At 64.0% G+C, this 18,068-nt stretch carries 16 protein-coding genes; 10 read left to right on the top strand and 6 right to left on the bottom strand.

What is annotated here, in order from left to right; genetic code table 11:
• Positions 1–12 precede the first annotated feature (12 nt).
• Both ACZ9XP_RS08655 and ACZ9XP_RS08650 read right to left on the bottom strand, forming a co-directional pair.
• The gene (locus ACZ9XP_RS08655) at positions 13–1,422 is read right to left on the bottom strand and encodes a sensor histidine kinase (protein ID WP_147685368.1); all 1,410 of its coding nucleotides are present in this window, start codon (positions 1,420–1,422) and stop codon (positions 13–15) included.
• Complete coding sequence (locus ACZ9XP_RS08650; RefSeq protein WP_017507669.1) at positions 1,419–2,087, bottom strand: response regulator; 669 nt, start codon at positions 2,085–2,087, stop codon at positions 1,419–1,421. The genes ACZ9XP_RS08655 and ACZ9XP_RS08650 overlap by 4 nt, the downstream gene beginning before the upstream one ends.
• 226 nt (positions 2,088–2,313) lie before the next feature.
• On the opposite strand from ACZ9XP_RS08650, the gene ACZ9XP_RS08645 reads away from it, so the two are divergent.
• The 6 genes from ACZ9XP_RS08645 to ACZ9XP_RS08620 all read left to right on the top strand — a co-directional run bounded on the left by ACZ9XP_RS08645 (position 2,314) and on the right by ACZ9XP_RS08620 (position 7,805).
• Positions 2,314–3,375: an ABC transporter substrate-binding protein gene (locus ACZ9XP_RS08645; protein WP_438698609.1), complete on the top strand. Its 1,062-nt coding sequence runs from the start codon at positions 2,314–2,316 to the stop codon at positions 3,373–3,375.
• A 67-nt stretch (positions 3,376–3,442) separates the two neighbouring features.
• Positions 3,443–4,396, top strand: a complete 954-nt coding sequence (locus ACZ9XP_RS08640; protein WP_438698610.1) for a Bug family tripartite tricarboxylate transporter substrate binding protein — start codon at positions 3,443–3,445, stop codon at positions 4,394–4,396.
• A gap of 3 nt (positions 4,397–4,399) precedes the next feature.
• Complete coding sequence (locus ACZ9XP_RS08635; RefSeq protein ID WP_147685374.1) at positions 4,400–4,915, top strand: tripartite tricarboxylate transporter TctB family protein; 516 nt, start codon at positions 4,400–4,402, stop codon at positions 4,913–4,915.
• Positions 4,915–6,420: a tripartite tricarboxylate transporter permease gene (locus ACZ9XP_RS08630; RefSeq protein WP_465188282.1), complete on the top strand. Its 1,506-nt coding sequence runs from the start codon at positions 4,915–4,917 to the stop codon at positions 6,418–6,420. The genes ACZ9XP_RS08635 and ACZ9XP_RS08630 overlap by 1 nt, the downstream gene beginning before the upstream one ends.
• Positions 6,421–6,480: 60 nt before the next feature.
• Positions 6,481–7,512, top strand: coding sequence for an AbrB family transcriptional regulator (locus tag ACZ9XP_RS08625; protein ID WP_147685378.1), 1,032 nt, complete (start codon positions 6,481–6,483; stop codon positions 7,510–7,512).
• 53 nt (positions 7,513–7,565) lie between these two features.
• Positions 7,566–7,805, top strand: a complete 240-nt coding sequence (locus ACZ9XP_RS08620; protein ID WP_147685380.1) for a hypothetical protein — start codon at positions 7,566–7,568, stop codon at positions 7,803–7,805.
• Between the two features lie 96 nt (positions 7,806–7,901).
• On the opposite strand, the gene ACZ9XP_RS08615 is transcribed toward ACZ9XP_RS08620, so the two are convergent.
• From ACZ9XP_RS08615 to ACZ9XP_RS08605, 3 genes are all read right to left on the bottom strand, one after another.
• Positions 7,902–8,366: a GNAT family N-acetyltransferase gene (locus ACZ9XP_RS08615; RefSeq protein ID WP_465188281.1), complete on the bottom strand. Its 465-nt coding sequence runs from the start codon at positions 8,364–8,366 to the stop codon at positions 7,902–7,904.
• A 40-nt stretch (positions 8,367–8,406) separates the two neighbouring features.
• Positions 8,407–10,026 (bottom strand): EAL domain-containing protein, encoded by a 1,620-nt coding sequence (locus ACZ9XP_RS08610; protein ID WP_465188280.1) that lies wholly within the window; start codon positions 10,024–10,026, stop codon positions 8,407–8,409.
• A gap of 178 nt (positions 10,027–10,204) precedes the next feature.
• Positions 10,205–13,696: an indolepyruvate ferredoxin oxidoreductase family protein gene (locus ACZ9XP_RS08605; RefSeq protein ID WP_465188279.1), complete on the bottom strand. Its 3,492-nt coding sequence runs from the start codon at positions 13,694–13,696 to the stop codon at positions 10,205–10,207.
• A gap of 384 nt (positions 13,697–14,080) precedes the next feature.
• Here ACZ9XP_RS08605 and rarD point away from each other — a divergent pair, with 384 nt between their 5' ends.
• From rarD to ACZ9XP_RS08585, 4 genes are all read left to right on the top strand, one after another.
• Positions 14,081–14,989 (top strand): EamA family transporter RarD, encoded by a 909-nt coding sequence (rarD, locus tag ACZ9XP_RS08600; protein ID WP_147685388.1) that lies wholly within the window; start codon positions 14,081–14,083, stop codon positions 14,987–14,989.
• A 171-nt stretch (positions 14,990–15,160) separates the two neighbouring features.
• Positions 15,161–16,036, top strand: coding sequence for a GNAT family N-acetyltransferase (locus ACZ9XP_RS08595; RefSeq protein WP_147685390.1), 876 nt, complete (start codon positions 15,161–15,163; stop codon positions 16,034–16,036).
• Positions 16,033–16,686 carry an alanyl-tRNA editing protein gene (locus tag ACZ9XP_RS08590; RefSeq protein WP_147685392.1) on the top strand — a complete coding sequence of 218 codons (654 nt, stop codon included), beginning with the start codon at positions 16,033–16,035 and terminating at the stop codon, positions 16,684–16,686. Before ACZ9XP_RS08595 ends, ACZ9XP_RS08590 begins: the two co-directional genes overlap by 4 nt.
• A gap of 92 nt (positions 16,687–16,778) precedes the next feature.
• Positions 16,779–17,147 (top strand): VOC family protein, encoded by a 369-nt coding sequence (locus ACZ9XP_RS08585; RefSeq protein ID WP_465188278.1) that lies wholly within the window; start codon positions 16,779–16,781, stop codon positions 17,145–17,147.
• 5 nt (positions 17,148–17,152) lie between these two features.
• Here ACZ9XP_RS08585 and ACZ9XP_RS08580 read toward each other — a convergent pair whose 3' ends face one another.
• A complete protein-coding gene (locus ACZ9XP_RS08580; protein WP_438698968.1) occupies positions 17,153–18,040 on the bottom strand; it encodes a carboxylate/amino acid/amine transporter in 888 nt (295 codons plus the stop codon).
• Between the last annotated feature and the right edge of the window lie 28 nt (positions 18,041–18,068).

Below are 18,068 nucleotides of genomic sequence, written 5' to 3'. Positions count from 1 at the left end.
GTGTTTCGTGAGTCAATGCAGGCCGAAGTGTAACGCGTCGCCCGCTAGTGGCGGCGGCTGGCGTGGCAAGGTAATGACGATGCGCAAACCGCCAACGCTGCCAGACTCCAGCGTGATGCGTCCGGCATGGCCGCGCACGATCTCCCGCACAATGGCCAGGCCCAGTCCGCAGCCATCGCCACCGGCCTGCTGCCCGCGGTAAAAGCGCTCGAACACCAGCGATTGTTCTTCTGGTGGGATACCCGGGCCACTGTCGCAGATCACCAGCTCGACCTCGCTACCGCGCTGCCAGGCCGATACCGTGATTTCGCCGCCAGCCGGGGTGTAGCGCACGGCGTTATCGATCAGATTGGACAGCATTTCGCGCAGCAACAAAGGTTGGCCGCACAGCAGGGCGCTGTCGTCGCCCTCGTAGCCCAGGTCCAGCGCCTTATCCAGCGCCACCATGACAAAGTCCATGGTCACTTCGCGCGCCAGCTCGGCCACATCCAGCTCGCGCGTTTCGTGCTGCGCCGGGCCGGGCTCGGCACGCGACAGCGCCAGCAACTGGTTAGCCAGGCGAATTACCTGGTCGGTAGAGTGCACCAGCGCGGCCAGGCCGGCTTGCTGTTCGGCCGGGTCGGGCTGACGCTGGGTGTATTCGGCCTGGGTTTTCAGCAAGGTAAGCGGCGTGCGCAGCTGGTGGGCGGCGTCGGCAATAAAGCGCTGGCGGATGGATAGCTGGTTTTCCAGCTCGGACAGCGCCGTGTTCAGCGCCATCACCAAGGGCTGCAGCTCTTTTTGCACGCTGCCGACATCCAGCTGTAGCGAGGGGTCACCGGCGCGGGCTTTCAGCGTGCTGCGCAAGCGGCCCAAGGGGCGCAGGGCGCGGTTGATGCCAATGGCCACCAACAGCGCCGCCACGGCGCCGATCAGCCATTGCTGCGCCAGCGATTCGGTAAACAGCCGCCGCGCCAGCGAAGCGCGCGACAGCGTGGTTTCGCCTACCTGCACCAGCAGCAAGCGCTGGCTGCCGGCGTAGTAAAGCGGTACCGCCAGCGCCACGCTGCGGATGGCTTCGTCACGAAAGCTGGCATCGTAAAAGCGCAGCTCGCCAGCACCGGGCAGGGTGGCGGGCAGCGGCAGGTCGGCGTCGCCGGTAATGGTGGAGCCGCCAGCAAAGCCGATGCGGTAAAACACGCGGTCCTGGAAATGCGGGTCGAACATTTCCAGCGCGGCCACCGGGATATCCACCACCAGCTCGCCGTCCTGCACCACGATGCGCTCGGCAATGCTGCGCGCCGAGGCTTGCAAGGTGCGGTCGAAGGCGGCGTTGGCCGCCTCGCGCGCGTTGTCTTGCGCCAGCCAGGCGGTGGCGGCCGCCAGCGGGATCAGCGGGATCACCACCCATTGCACCAGCTGGCGCCGCAGCGAGAGTGTCATTTGGCCACGTCCAGCATATAGCCCAGCCCGCGCAGGGTCAGGATGGCTACACCGCTACCGGCCAGCTTCTTGCGCAGGCGGTGCACGTAGATTTCCATGGCGTCCGGGCTCAGGTCCTGGTCCAGCCGCACGATCTGGTCGGCCAGCACCTCTTTGCTCACCGGCTTGCCCTGGCGGTATAGCAGCACCTCCAGCACGGCCATCTCGCGCGGCGTAAGGGCCAAAGGTTGGCCGCAGACAGTAAAACGCTTGTGCGCCGGCTCGAAGGCCAGCTCGCCACACTGCAGCACGCCGCCTTCGCTGCCCTGGGCGCGGCGCAGCAGGGCACGCACGCGCGCTTCCAGCTCGGCCAGCTCGAACGGCTTGCCCAGGTAGTCGTCGGCGCCCAGGTCCAGGCCGTGGACGCGGGCGTCGATGCCGGACTGCGCGGTGAGCACCAGCACCGGCACGCGGTTGCCACGGCGGCGCAGGCGCTTGAGCACCTCGAAGCCGTCCATGCGCGGCAGGCCGATGTCCAGAATCACCAGCGAATAGGGCTCGTAGGCCAGCAGCTGGTCGGCCTGTACGCCATCCGGCGCAATATCCACCGCATGGCCGGCAGCGCTCAGCGCCTTTTGCAGCCAGGTGGCAATGTCGTGGTTATCTTCTACTAGCAGCAGTCTCATCGTGCTCTCTGTCTGTGGGCTGTGGCCCTGCCGGCGGTGCCGGGCCGGGGTTGGCCGCTTGTATTGCTGTGTTGTCTTTTCATCGTATCACCCGATAGCTGCCTGCCAAGCACCTGTCAGGGGCAGATTGCGGCTTTCTTGCACCACTGCTGCCCGGCTGTCAGACAGTGAAAGGGAAATGAAAGCTAGCGCTGCCTAGACTTGGTGCAACTGTAAGGAGTTGTGAATGCGCCGTTTTCTGCTCACCTGGCTTTGCCTGGCCGCCAGCCCGCTGTTGCTGGCAGGCAATGGCATGCAAAGCGGGCTGACCGAAGCGGCACGACACGAGGGCACTTTGCTGGTGCACGCCACCATCGACCGCGAACAAGTGGCCCCGCTGTTACAAGCCTTTCAGCAGCGTTACCCGTTTATCCGCGTGCAGTACCAGGAGCTGAACAGCGCCGACATCTACCGTCGCGCACTGGGCAATAACGCCGCCAGCGGCGACATCCTGTGGAGCTCGGCCATGGACCTGCAGATCAAGCTGGTGAACGACGGCTACGCCCTGCGTTACCGCTCGCCGCAAAAAGACGCGCTGCCAGATTGGGCCTCGTGGCGGGATGAGGTGTACGGCACCACTTTCGAGCCGGTGGTGTTTGCCTACCACAGCCAGCGGGTAGCCCAGATGCCGCACACGCATGCCGACCTGCGGCGCATGCTGCGGGCACAGCCCAGCCAGCTGCGGGTAGCCACGTACGACGTGGAAGCCTCTGGCGCGGGCTACCTGTTTTTCAGCCAGGACTCGCGGCATAACGCCGAGTTCTGGGACCTGGCCGCCGCGCTGGGCCGCAGCGTGCGCTTTCAGGAAGGCAACAGCCTGACCCTGCTACGCCGGCTGTCGCAAGGCGAGGCCGACATTGCCTATAACGTGCTGGGGCCGTACGCGGTGAGTTTTACCCGCCACCAGCCCCGGGTGCGCTGGGTATTGCCACAAGACTACGCGCTGGTGGTGACCCGGCTGATGCTGATACACAAGGCCGCCCGCCACACGGCAGCGGCCAAGCTATGGACGGATTTTGTGCTGTCGCGCGACGGCCAGCAGGTGCTGTCCCAGGGCAGCGGGCTACCGCCCATACGGGAAGACCTGCCACGGCAGCTGGGCCATATCGACCTGAAACGCAATGCGGCCAACCTTCGGCCGATTCAGGTAGGTAGCGGGCTGCTGGTGTATCTGGATACGGCCAAAAAGAGCCTGTTCCTGAAACGCTGGCGCGAGCAGCTGCCGGCGGCAACGCGCCCGACACACTGAATAAGCTTTAAACATCGTCCCGCCCCGAGGACGTATTACTCGCTGTACCACAACACTGGAGAGACTCATGAAATTGAAAACCCTGCTGGTTTCCTGCCTGGTAGCCCTGGCACCGATGGCCGCACAGGCCCAAGTTGAACAATTCAAGATCATGGCCCCGGCCAACCCGGGCGGCGGCTTTGACACCATCGCCCGTACCCTGGGCGAAGCGCTGCAAGCGTCTGGCCAGGTTAAAAGCGTGGTCGTAGAAAACAAGGCCGGTGCCGGTGGTGCTATCGGCATGGCGCAGTTCGTGAACAACGAAAAGGGCAACCCTAACGCCTTGCTGGTAGCCGGTGCCGTGACTGTGGGCGCGCTGGAAACCAACAAATCGCCGGTGAACTTCGGCATGGTGACGCCGATTTCCCGCCTGATGGGCGAGTTCAACGTGATCGTGGTACCGACCGCCTCGCCGTACAAATCCATCAAGGACCTGATGGCCGCCTACAAGGCCAACCCGGGTGCCGTGAGCATCGGTGGCGGCTCGGCCGGTGGTATTGACCACATCATGGCCAGCCTGATGTCGGAAAAAGCCGGTGTTGACCCGGACAAGCTGAACTACATCCCGTTTGCCGGTGGTGGCGAGGGCAAGGCTGCCGTACTGGGTAACCAGATTACCGCTTACATCAGCGGCTACGGCGAGCTGGCCGACCTGATCAAGGCTGGCAAGGTGCGTGCGCTGGGCATTTCCGCCGCCACCCGTAACCCGGACATTCCGGTGCCGACTATCCGCGAGCAGGGTACCGACGTAGTGGTCTACAACTGGCGTGGCGTGTTTGCTGCCCCCGGCATCAATGCCGCGCAAAAAGCCCAGCTGATCAAGATGGTGGAAACCGCGGTGAAGTCGCCTACCTGGAAAGCCAAAGCCGAGAAAATGGAATGGCTGGACATGCTGCAAAGCGGCGACACCTTCCAGACCTTCCTGAACGAAGACATCAAGCGCACCGCCGTGACTGTCAAGAAACTGAAGCTGGGTAACTAAGCCATGATCAAGCGCGTATCCGGCGAGCAGTGGCTCGCCTTCGGGATCATCCTGCTGGGCCTGTTCATGGCCTGGCAGCTGCAGGACATCCCGAACGATGCCGGCTATGCCGGCATCGGGCCGCGCTTCTTTCCTTCGCTGGTGGTAACCGGTCTGATCGTTGCCGGTGGCGCGTTGCTGATGCAGCGTCGCCACAGTAACGGGCCGGATACCATTCTCAGCGACGGCGAGAACGACGCGGCAGAAGTAGAAGCCGAAGACGAATTTGCCCGTGGCGACGCCGACTGGCGCATGTTCGCCATCGCCAGTGGCAGCCTCATTGCCCATATGGCACTGATTGGCCTGGTGGGTTTCACCCTGGCTGGCACCCTGCTGTGCTTCGGTATTTGTCGTGCACTGGAGACACGCCGCCCCACACTGGACCTGGTGCTGTCTTTTGTTTTGGCCCTGGGCCTGTTTCACCTGTTCAAGACGCTGGGCCTTAACCTGCCGGCGCTGATCCCGGGGGGAGTACTGTAATGGAATCGTTGAATGCCCTGTTCAGTCTGGGCTTTGCTACCGCACTGACCCCGGCCAACCTGCTATGGGCGCTGCTGGGCTGTACCCTGGGTACGGCAATTGGTGTGCTGCCCGGCGTAGGCCCGGCGGTAACCGTGGCCCTGCTGCTGCCGGTAACGCAAAGCGTAGACCCAACCGGCGCGCTGATCATGCTGGCCGGCGTGTACTACGGCGCCATGTTTGGCGGCTCTACCACCTCCATCCTGCTGAATACCCCGGGCGAAGCCGGCTCCATCGTGTCGGCGCTGGAAGGCAACAAGATGGCCAAAGCCGGCCGCGCCGGCCCGGCGCTGTCTACCGCCGCCATCGGTTCGTTTGTGGCCGGCAGCATTGCCACCGTGCTGCTCACCCTGCTGGCCCCGGTGATTGCCGGCTTTGCCCTGCAACTGGGCCCGGTAGAAACCTTTGCCCTGATGATGCTCACCTTCGCTGCCGTGTCGGCTGTGCTGGGTAACTCGCCGCTGAAAGGCTTTATCGCCTTGCTGCTGGGCTTGTCCATGGGCCTGATCGGTATCGAGTCGCAATCTGGCCAGAGCCGCTTTACCTTTGGCCTGATGCCGCTGATCGACGGTATCGACATCGTGGTGGTGGCCATGGGCCTGTTTGCCATTGGCGAAACGCTGTACACCGCCACTTACGAAAACAAGATCGCCGGCCGTATCGAGTCGCTCAAAGGCAGTTTCTGGATGAGCAAAGACGACTGGAAACGCTCGTGGAAACCGTGGCTGCGCGGTACCGCCATCGGCTTCCCGTTTGGCACCCTGCCGGCAGGCGGCACCGAAATGCCGACCTTCCTGTCGTACTCGGCCGAGCGCAAGCTGGCCAGCCCTGAAACACAAAAAGAGTTCGGCAAAGGCGCGATCGAAGGCGTAGCCGGCCCGGAAGCGGCCAACAATGCTGCCGTCACCGGCACCCTGGTACCGCTGCTGACGCTGGGTATCCCCACCTCGGCCACCGCAGCCATCATGCTGTCTGCCTTCCAGCAGTACAACATCGTGCCCGGCCCGCTGCTGTTTGATACCAACCCCGAGCTGGTGTGGGGCCTGATCGCCTCGCTGTACATCGGCAACGTGATGCTGCTGGTGCTGAACCTGCCGCTGGTCGGCCTGTGGGTACAGTTCCTGAAAGTACCGCGCCCGCTGCTGTACGGTGGCATTGTGGTACTGGCCACCATGGGTGCCTACGCGCTGCGCCAGAGCTGGTTCGACCTGATGCTGCTGTACATCATTGGTGTACTGGGCTTCATGATGCGCCGCTTCGACTTCCCGGTGGTGCCACTGGTCGTCGGCCTGATCGTGGGGCCGATGGCAGAAAAACACTTCCGCCGCGCCATGTCCATCCACCAGGGCGACCTGACCGTATTCCTGACGCACCCGATCTCGCTGGCCATCCTGGTGGTGACCGCCGCCATCCTGATCGTGCCGCCGCTGATGAAGCGCCGCCAGAAAATGCTGCAAGCAGCCTGACCCGCCTGTTGATGGCCGCCGTCAGAAGCGGCCGCTCACCCCGTACTCCCGGTACAAGCGATGTTGTACTTCTCACACGCCAGTGGACTCGTCATCAGTCTAGCTGGCGTTTTTTTTTGGCACGCCGCCGGTGGCCCGCTGCCCTGGCTGCTGGGGCCACTACTGGCCATGCTGGGCGGCCGCCTGCTGGGCCTGCCGCTGGCCAGCATCCGCCATAGCCGCGAGCTGGGCCAGGCCATTGTCGGCCTGGCGCTGGGCCTGACCTTCAGCCACACCGCACTGCTGCGCACAGTCGCGCTGGCACCGTGGATAGCCATAGCCGTGGTGTTTGCCTTCTTGCTGGCGTGGCTGGCCATGCAGCTGCTACGGCGGCTATGCCCCGGGCTGGACCCGCTAACCGCCTGGCTGGTGTCGCTGCCTGGCGGCGCGTCGGAAATGACCGCCATCGGCAGCCGGCGCGGGGCAAAAAGCGAATGGATCGTGCTGGGCCAGAGCCTGCGCGTGCTGATTGTGGTGCTGCTGTACCCCGGTGCTTTTGCCCTGTTCGGGCACAGCGCTGCACCGTTTGCCACCACGCTTGCACCACTGGGCAGCAGTGCCTTGCCGTGGCTGCTGCCTGCGCTGGCACTGGGTGCACTACTGCAATGGCGGCGCATACCCAACCCGTGGTTTATCGGCCCGCTCACCATCAGCCTGCTGCTGGCCAGCAGCGGTACGCTGAGCGGCAGCCTGCCGGCTGGCTGGGTAGAGCTTGCACAGCTGCTGATCGGCATTGCATTGGGCGTGCGCTTCGACCGGCAGCAGATGTTGGCCGCACCGCGCTTTCTTGTCGCCTTTCTGGCTAGCCTGGCGCTCTTGCTGCTGCTAGCGGTAGCCGGCGCCTGCCTGCTGTCTATGGTGGCGGGTTTGCCGCCAGCACTGGCCGTGCTGGCCATGGCACCGGGTGGCATTACCGAAATGTGCCTGACCGCGCGCGCCATGGGGCTGGACGTGCCCACCATCATCGCTTTCCAGCTATGCCGGCTGGTGATGGTGCTGCTGCTGGCCGAGCCATTGTCGCGCTGGCTGGTAGCGCAGCCCGCAAAATGCTGAAGCTGGCATGGCATTTGCAAACAGAACCGGGCGACCCTATTACGGACACCACCATGCGTACCCTGTTTACCAAACCTGCCGCCCCTGTCACCAGCGACGCCGTTATCTTCAACTACCAGCAGCCCGCCCGCGCGCGCCTGGTGGCACTGGGCACCGGCAAAAAGCTGTGGCTGGTAGAAACCTTCGACCCCTTGCACAAGGTGTGGGTGTGGCAACAGGAAACCAGCGATATGGAACAGGCCGTGGACGACGCACGGCGGCTCAGCCTGTTCCCTGGCGTACGCGTGGCCTGATTGGTATCAAGCTGGTTTGGTGTGTATCAGCGCCATGGCCACAAGTTGGCCGCATCCGCGTGATGCCAGCCAAAGCATACACGCCGTGGCTGGCGCTCAGCACTTATCAACAGGCTGTGGATAAATGCCGGGGTGGCTATCGGGTATCAGCATGGCCGGCAGCTGGCTCAGGTAAAAGTCTAGTGGCCCGGCACTACCGATCATGGCGTAAGCGTAGCCACGCTGGTGTAGCGCATGCAGGCTGGCCAGCAGCAAAATACGGCCAAACCCTTGACCTTGATGACTTTTCTTTACCCCTGTCGGCCCGAAAAATCCCCGCGCTGTCACGTCATAGCAGGCAAAGCCCAGTAGCTCGCCCCCCTGCTGCAATACCCAGGCGGTAGGCGGCATACTGCGAAATGCCGTATCGAATTCATCGGCCCAGCCATCAGAAAACTCACGGCTTATCCACATGCGCATGGCGCTACGCTCGTGTGGCAGAGGGTGGCGCAATACGACGCCGTCGGGTATGGCAGGGCAGGGTGGCAGCTCATAAAGCTTGACCAGAATATCGGCAGGCATGGCGGCTCGCTGTGGCTAGGGCAAACCTGATTAATACCACTTAGCCCCCACGAACGGTACCCTGCTGCCAGCGCAACTGGGCGGCGAAGGCCGCCGCAAAGGCGTCAACGGGCAGGGGGCGGGCAAACAGGTAACCCTGGCCGTACTCTACCCCCATGCTGGCCAGCTGCTCGGCTTGCAGCTCGTTTTCTATGCCCTCGGCCACCAAGCTGGAGCCGATAGCGCGGGCAATGCTGACGATTTCCGGTATCAGGCTGGAACGCAGCGACAGGTCTTCCATTTCGAACACAAAAGAGCGGTCTATCTTCAGTACATCCGGCGCCATGCGCTTGACGCGGCCCAGGTTGGAGTAACCGGTACCAAAGTCGTCTACCGAGACCTGGTAGCCCGCTTGGCGCAGGGCGGCGATTTCGTGCACCACGGTGTCGTCGTAGCTTTGTTCCACGATTTCCAGCCCCAGCTGCAAGTCGGGCCGGCACAGCATGGCCTGTAGCGGGGAAATCAGCGCGTCCAGGCGGCGGAACTGGATATTGTCGGGAAACAGGTTCACCGCCACCTTGAAACCATCGGTGGGTGGCAGCGCCTGTGCCAGCTCGCGCAGGCTTTGCTGCAGCACAAAGCTATCCAGCACCCAGCCCAGGCCCTGCTTTTCGATTTCCGGCAGCGCCAGCTGCGGGGAGATCTGCTCGTCGCCATCGCGGATGCGCATCAGCACCTCGCAACCTACCCAGCGCCGCGTAGTCAGCTCGACAATCGGCTGGTAATAGCACTGCACGCAGCCTTCTTCCAGCAGGTTGCGGATACGGGCGCCAATACGCTTTTGCCTGGCCAGGATGGGGGTGACAAAGCCAGTAACCAGCAGGCCGATCAGCGAGGCCGCCACCGCTACCAGCAGCAGGATCAAACCCTGGCGCTGCAGGATCTCCGGCAGGGTCAGGTAGGACTGCACCACCCACGGCGTGCCTGGAATGTAGTCGGTACGCACCAGGGCCTGGGCGGTCCAGTCAAAGCCTTTCAGTGGCCGTTTCAGCGCGGTCTGTTCGTCAAAGTAGCGCGACCAGTACGGGGTGAGCCTGCCGCTGACAAAGACACGCCCCGGCAGCGCATCGGCCAGCTGCAGCCCCAGGACGTCCACATCGCGCAACAAGGCCGACAGGCTGTCCTGGTTCACCACCACGTTGAAACGGCCCTGCTGCATGACCATGGCGCGGTAGCGCCACTGCCCCAGCAGGATAGGCGCGTTGAACCAGATGGACTGATCTACGCCGTTGCGGATTTCGCGCAGGGCAGGGGTAAGCGGCAGTAGCGGGGACGCCAGCAGGCCTTCGCTGCTGGTACACACCAGCCGGTTTTGCAGGTCGAAAATGCCGACATCGCGGATATGGCGGCTGGCAAAGATCCGGGTGCGCAGCCGCACCAGGGTAGCGTCGTCACATACCGGCATCACCAGGCGGTTGAGGCTGGCCAGCATGTCTTCCTGCTCGCGGGTAATACCGCTGATCTGGGTGGCCAGCCGCTGGTGGGTGGCGTACAGCTTGCGGCTTTCCACCACCACAAACAGCAGCATGGCCAGCAACAGGCACAGCAAGGCTGCCAGCACGCCGCTGGCGATACCGTAGCTGGTGGCAAAGACACCGATATGCTTTCTGACACGGTTCATCGGCTGGCAACGCCTGTATCTCTGGAATGACTTACTAATTTCTCATTTTTTCATTAATTCTTTCTTTCAGTTTATAAACAACACAACAGCATTGATGCCGGCTGATACGCCCCACCGCGTGGGCCAGGCATAAAAAAACGGGCCTTGCGGCCCGTCAAACACCCTCAAACAATGCCCGTTACGCCGCCGCGCCCTTGTGGGCAGGCGGCGTGTCGAACGCTTTGCGCAGCTCGGCCAGTCTGGCTTGTGCGGCCTGGTGGCCGGCTTCTTTTACATGGCCGAAGCCGCGAATCCCCTCGTACACTTTCACCATCTCGGTAGCGGTGCCCAGGTTGGCCGCAGACAGCGCGCCCAGCAGCTGGCCTACCAGCGTCTCGAACTCGCCTATCATGGCGCGCTCCAGCCGGCGGTCGGCCTGCCAGCCAAACGGGTCCAGCGCACTGCCGCGCAGGCCTTTGAAGCGGGCAATCACGCCCAGCGCCTTCAGCGCCCACGGGCCCAAGTTCACCTTTTTCGGCTGGTGGCCGGTCATCCAGCTGGCGCCGAAATGGAAAGTCAGCTTGAGGTCACCGTCGAACTGCTCGTGCAGCGCGCGCTGGAATTCGCCATCGCTGTACAAGCGTGCCACTTCGTACTCGTCCTTGTAAGCCAACACGTGGTAGTAGGCGCGGGCTACCGCCAGTGTCAGTGCACTGCTGCCCGGTTTTACGCGCTCTTCGGCGGCTTTGACCTGCTCCACCAGTGCCTTGTAGCGTGCGGCCAACTTGTCGTCCTGGTAGGCCACCAGCTCTTTGCTTCGGTGGTGCAGCACGCCTTCTACCGTGTCACGCGGTACAAACTGCACCACGGCCGACGGGCTGACCAGGGTCTCGATGCGCGCCGGGTCGTGTGCGGCGTGGCGGCCCCAGACAAAAGCCTGCTGGTTGAACTTCACGGCGGCGCCGTTCAGCTCTACTGCTTTCATGATGGCTTCCAGCGATACCGGCACCAGGCCTTTTTGCCAGGCGTAGCCCAGCATGAACATGTTGGCCGCAATGGCATCGCCCATCAGCGCGGTGGCAATACGCGTGGCGTTCACCTCGGCAAAGCGGCTGCTGCCTACCGACTCGATAATGGCTTCCTTCATGGCCTTGGCCGGGAAGCGCACGTCCGGGTTTTTCAGGAAGGCACTGGTCGGTGATTCGTAGTTGTTCACCACCACGTGGCTAAAGCCTTCGCGCATCTTGGCCAGCGCTTCCTCGGCGGCGGTCACCACCAGGTCGCAGCCCAGTACCAGGTTGGCATCGCCAGCGGCAATGCGCACCGCGTGCAGTTTTTCCTGGCTATCGGCAATGCGCACGTGCGACCACACCGAGCCACCTTTTTGTGCCAGGCCGGCCATGTCCAGCACGGTCACGCCCTTGTTATCCAGGTGCGCGGCCATGGCCAGCACCTGGCCGATGGTGACGACGCCGGTGCCGCCCACGCCAGTGACCATGATGCCAAACGGCTCGTGCAGGCTGAGCAGCTGCGGCTGCGGCAGGGCGCCCATGCTGTCCAGGCTGGCAGCGGCACCACCCGGTTTTTTCACGCTGGCGCCGGCCACCGAGACAAAGCTGGGGCAGAAGCCTTCCACGCAGGAAAAGTCCTTGTTGCAGCTGCTCTGGTCGATCTTGCGCTTGCGGCCCAGCGGGGTTTCCACCGGCAGCACCGACAGGCAGCCGGATTTCTTGCCGCAGTCGCCACAGCCCTCGCACACGCGCTCGTTGATGAAGGCGCGGCGGTCCGGGTCGGGGAATTCCTTGCGTTTGCGGCGGCGGCGCTTCTCGGCGGCACAGGTCTGGTCGTGGATCAGGATAGTGACGCCAGGCAGCTCGCGCAGCTCTTTTTGCAGGCGGTCCAGCTCGCGGCGGTGGAACACCTCCACCCCCGGTGCCAGGCCTTCTTTCAGGCCGTGCGCGGTACGGTATTTGTCCGGGTCGTCGCTGGTAATCACGATGCGGCCAACCCCTTCGGCGTGCACCTGGCGGGTAATCATCGGCACGTCCAGGTAGCCGTCCACGTTCTGGCCACCGGTCATGGCCACCGCGTCGTTGTACAGAATCTTGTAGGTGATGTTGACCTTGCCCGCCACCGCGGCGCGGATGGCCAGCAGGCCGGAGTGGAAGTAGGTACCGTCACCCAGGTTGGTGAAGATGTGCTGGGTGCTGGTAAACGGCGCCTGGCCCAGCCAGGTAATGCCTTCGCCGCCCATCTGGGTAAAGGTCTTGGTGCTGTCGCCCTCGATCCAGTGCGCCATGTAGTGGCAGCCGATACCGGCCACGGCGCGGCTGCCTTCCGGCACCTTGGTGCTGGTGTTGTGCGGGCAGCCACTGCAGTAGTGCGGAATGCGTGCGATGGCTTCACGCGGTTTCACCAGCTGCGCTTCTTTGTCGTCGTAGAACTTCAGGCGGTCGTGAATCACCGGGCTGTCGTACAGGTTGGCCAGGCGCTTGGCAATGGCGCGGGCGATCATGGCCGGAGTCAGCTCGCCGGCGGCCGGCAGCAGCCAGTCGCCGTGCGGCAGCGCCCATTCGCCTTTTTCGGCAAACTTGCCCACCACGCGCGGGCGTACGTCGTCGCGCCAGTTGTACAGCTGCTCTTTGAGCTGGTATTCGATGATCTGGCGTTTTTCCTCGATCACCATGATCTCTTCCAGGCCTTGGGCAAACTCGCGCACGCCTTCCGGCTCCAGCGGCCACACCATGCCCACCTTGAAGATGCGCAGGCCGATGTCGGCGGCCAGCTGCTCGTCGATGCCCAGATCGTCCAGCGCCTGCATCACGTCCAGGTAGCTCTTGCCACAGGTGATGATGCCCAGCCGCGCCTTGGGCGAATCCAGCGTCACGTGGTTCAGCTTGTTCACACGGGCGTAGGCCAGCGCCGCGTACAGGCGGTGGTGCAGCACACGCTTTTCCTGCGCCAGCGGGGTGTCCGGCCAGCGGATGGACAGGCCATCGGGCGGCAGCGGAAAGTCCACGGGGATCAGCGTTTGCACGCGCTCGGGGCTGATATCCACCACGGCGGCGCTTTCGATGGTGTCGGAGATGGCCTTGATCGACACCCAGCAGCCGGAATAGCGGCTCATGGCCCAGGCGTGCAGGCCGTAGTCGATGACCTCTTGCACGCCGGACGGGCTGAGCACCGGAATCATGCTGGCGGCCAGGATGTGGTCGGACTGGTGCGGGAAGGTGGACGACTTGGCGGCGTGGTCGTCGCCGCAAATCAGCAGCACGCCGCCGAACTTGCTGGTGCCGGCTACGTTGCCGTGCTTGATCACATCACCGGAGCGGTCGACACCCGGGCCCTTGCCGTACCACATGGAGTACACACCATCGTACTTGGCCCCCTCGAACAGGTTGACCTGCTGCGTGCCCCACACGGCGGTGGCGGCCAGGTCTTCGTTCAAACCGGGGTGGAATACCACATTGTTGGCCGCCAGGTGCTTGCTGGCCTTTTGCATGACCTGGTCCACATTACCCAGCGGCGAGCCGCGGTAGCCGGTAACGTAGCCGGCGGTATTCAGCCCGGCAGCGCGGTCGCGCGCCTGTTGCATCATGGGCAGGCGCACCAGCGCCTGGATGCCGTTCAGCAGTACCTGGCCGGTAGGTGCCGTGTATTTGTCTTCCAGTTCGACGTGGCGAATCGACATGGTGTCTCCTCCATCTGTGTGCTTGTCGCAGCGGGTCGGGTGAAGCCTTGTGGGCTATCCCGTCCTGGTGATGTGGCCCGGCGGCGGTAGGCTGCAGGGCGTTGTCTCTGTCTCTTTATAGTGTGTCGGCAGCTGTGCTACCGCTTTGTGCGAACACTAGTTGACGTAAACGTAAACGTCAAAAGCTTTGTCGTTTTTTTCTGCTTCGCGCGCGGGCGAGTGCGGCAAATGTGCCAGTGCAGCAAAAGCGCCCCTGCGCCAGACAAAACACTGCGTTCTGTTAGCGTGGTTGAGCGCGCCGTCACCGCACCGCTACAGTGCAGCCTTGAGCCATTGTCGCCACCGGCTACCCGCCGGCCTGCGGCCCACCTTCGAGACGTATCCATGTCATCTGCACCCAACGAAACCGGCAAAGGCGTGCTGTACGCCACCGGCGCGTTCTTTATCTGGGGCCTGTTCCCGCTGTACTGGAAACCGCTGCACGCGGTACCGGCGCTGCAAATTTTGTGTCACCGCATTGTGTGGTCGGCGCTGTTCGTGGCGATCTTGCTGCTGGTGCAGCGCAACTGGCGCTGGCTGGGCGACAGCCTGCGCGACGGCGCGCGCCTGCGCGTGTTTGCATTGTCGTCGCTGCTGCTGTCGTTCAACTGGCTGATCTACATCTGGGCGGTCAATGAAAACCGCGTGGTGGAAGCCAGCCTGGGTTACTTCATCAACCCGCTGGTGAACGTGCTGCTGGGGCGCCTGTTTCTGGGCGAACGCCTGACGCGCACACAGGGCATTGCCATCGGCCTGGCGACGCTGGGCGTGGCGTGGCTCACGCTGTCGGTAGGTACGCTGCCGTGGGTGGCGCTGAGCCTGGCGGCGACCTTTGGCGTGTACGGCCTGCTGCGCAAAAAAGCGCCGCTGCCGTCGCTGGAAGGGCTGGCGCTGGAAACCTTCCTGATGCTGCCGCTGGCGCTGGCGGCGCTGCTGTGGTTTGCCATGCGCGGCGATGGCGCCTTTGGCCAGCTGGGCCTGGCCACCGATGCGCTGCTAATGGGTGCCGGCGTGGTCACCGCCATCCCGCTGCTGCTGTTTGCCAGCGGTGCACGCCGGTTGAAGCTGGCCACGGTAGGGCTGATCCAGTATCTGGGCCCCACCATCCAGCTGCTACTGGGCGTATGGCTGTACCACGAGCCGTTCGACAGCAGCCGCGCCATCGGCTTTGGCCTGATCTGGGCGGCGCTGGCACTGTACTCCGGCCACGGCCTGCTGGGCTACCTGAAAGCACGGCGCGCCGCTGCTGCCTAGTGCCAGACGTTGGCCGCAACACCACAAGGGCAAGCCATACGGCTTGCCCTTGCCATTGGTCGACAGCGCCAATGCTGCACTACCGTCGTGCGCGCCGCTGTCGTAAGCTGTTTGTCATCTCAGCCCGCCATCCGCCCAAGCCAGCTGGTGGCCGCGCCACAAGGAGCCTGCATGACCATCCTGCCTTACGCCCCACACCAGCACGCCGCGCTGGCGCAGCTCTACCTGGACACACGCCGCAGCAGCTTTCCCTGGCTGGATAGCCAAGCCATGCAGCTGGCCGACTTTGCCCGCGACACCGCTGACGAAAGCCTGCTGGTCGCGCAAGACGCCCACGGCCAGGTGCTGGGCTTTGCCAGCGTGTACGAAAAAGAAAACTTTCTGCACCACCTGTACGTGGCACCCGCCGCACAAGGGCAGGGCATAGGCCAGGCCCTGCTACAGGCCGCTGCGCTACGTTTTACTGCTGCACCGTCGCTGAAATGCTTTGCGGCCAACCCGCGCGCGCTGGCGTTTTACCGCCAGCAAGGCTGGCAGCCGACAGGCGAAGGCGTGGATGCCGCCGGCCACCGCTGGCTACGCCTGAAGGGGCCACAGCCAGGCATCGTCTTCAGCACCGACTGCGCCCGGCTGGACCGCGAGCTGGTGTACCAGTACCTCAGCCGCGAGTCGTATTGGGCTGCCGGCCTGCCACGCGACCTCTTCGAAGCCTCGCTGCAGGGCTCGCTGGTGATCGGCGGCTACCACGCCGACGGCCAGCAGCTGGCCTTTGCCCGCGTGATTACCGATTACGCCACCTTCGGCTACCTGGCCGACGTGTTCGTGGTAGACAGCGCACGCGGCCAGGGCATCGCCAAGGCGCTGATGCGCTACCTGCAGCTGCACCCGCGGCTGCAAAACCTGCGCCGCTTCATGCTGGCCACCGCCGATGCCCACGGCCTGTACGCGCAGTTCGGCTTTGGCGCGCTGGGCAAGCCGGAACGCATCATGGAAAAAGTGGAACCGGCCATTTACCAAAGGTTGGCCGCAGAGCGGGGGCAGGCATGACCCGCAAGGTATTCTGGGACGACCCCTATCTATGCACGCTGGACACCACGGTGGCCACCGTGGCCGGCGATGAGGTCACGCTGGCTGCCACCATCCTGTACGCCGAAAGCGGCGGCCAGGAAAGCGACCACGGTAGCATAGCCGGCTGGCCGGTGCTGGCAGCACGCAAGCAGGATCACGGCATTATTTACACCCTGCCGCCGCAACATGGCCTGCAGCCCGGCGCGGCCGTGACGCTGCAGCTGGACTGGCCACGGCGCTACCGGCTGATGCGGCTGCATTTTGCCGCCGAGCTGGTGCTGGAAACGATTTACCAGACCCTGCCGGACGTGGAAAAAATCGGCGCCCACATTGCCGAGCACAAGGCGCGCATCGACTTTGCACTGCCGCAAGCCATCACCCCGCACCTGCCTGCCTTGCAGGCCCGCATCGACGCACTGATTGCGGCCAACCTGGCCATCACCAGCGCCTTTTCCGACGCGGCCAGCGGCCGCCGCTACTGGGCGCTGCCCGGCATCGCCCACGTGCCCTGTGGCGGCACCCACCTGCGCCACAGCGGCGAGGTTGGCCGCATCGCGCTGAAACGCAAGAACGTGGGCCGTGGCAAGGAACGGGTGGAAATCACGCTGCTGGACGATGCGCCCGCATGACAGCACAGCAACAAAAACTGGGCTGCTGCTGACAGCAGGCTGGCAGCAGGGGGGGCGTAGGCTGTGGTTTCACACTACAAAGGAAACCCGTCATGTCTACCGCCATCGTTGCCAACCTGCAGCTGATCTACGTCAGCGATATCGCCCGTTCCACCGCCTTTTACCAGCAGCTGTTTGCCGCCGCGCCGGTATTCGTCAGCCCGCAGTACGTGGCCTTTGCCGGCAGCGGCGACGCGCTGTTTGCGCTATGGTCCGGCACGGCACCCGATACTGCCGCCGCACCGCGTGGCGAGATCGGCATCATGCTGCCAGATGGCAGCACCGTGGCGGCGCTGTATGCGCGCTGGCAGCAGGATGGGCGCCTGAACATCATCAGCCCGCTACGCGAAGAACCCTACGGCCAGACATTTGTCCTGGCCGACCCGGACGGGCACCTCATCCGCGTGTGCCAGCGGGATTGATACGGCTAAGCCGGCGTGCGCGCCGGGCGCCGGCTGCTGGCCAGCTGCACGCACAGCACGCTCAGCAGTACGGTAGCCATACCGGCCAGCGTCCAGCCGTGCAGGCTTTGCCCCAGCGCTACCCAGCCCAGGATGACCGCCGCCACCGGGCTGAGCAGGCCCAGCGCCGACACCGCCACCGGCGGCAGCAGGCGCAGGCCGCGAAACCACAAACCGTAGGCCAGCAGCGCGCCCACCAGCGACAGGTAGGCATAGCCCGCCACGTTGGCCGCAGACAGCGTGGGCATCGGCGGGTCCAGCCACAGTGCTGCCGGTAGCAGCATCAGCCCGCCCAGCGTTAGCTGCCAGCCGGTTAGCGCCAGCAAGGGCAGGCTGCTGCCCCAGCGCCGCGCCAGATACATGCCCAGCGCCATCACGATGGCGCCGCCCGCCGCCGCCAGCACACCCAGCGTGTCCCACTGCGCATTCCCCGCATTCAGCAGCACCGCCATGCCGGCCAGGCCCGTGCACGCCGCCAGCAACACCAGCGGCCGGGGCGTTTGCTGCTCCAGCAGCCACAGCAAGCCCATCATCAGCAGCGGCTGAATCGCCCCCAGTACGGCGGCGATACCACCGGGCAAGCGGTAGGCCGCCATGAACAACAGCGCCTGGAAGGCACCGATATTCAGCAGCGACAGCAGCAGCAAGCGCGGCCACTCCTGCCGTTGCGGCAGGTGGCGCGTCCACAACAGCAATAGCAAACCGGCCGGCAGCACGCGCAGCACACCCGCACTAAACGGCAGGCCGGGCGGCAACCACTGCGTGGTCACCAGGTAAGTGGAACCCCAGATCAGCGGCACCACGGCAGTTAACAAGGTATCGCGCCACAAACGGGAAGCGGTCGTCACGGTGATATCTCCAATTCAAGATATAATCAGCGTA

This window comes from Vogesella perlucida (assembly GCF_979366545.1).
Note: the sequence above shows the minus strand (reverse complement) of the source record. Positions and strands in the feature narration are given on the sequence as shown.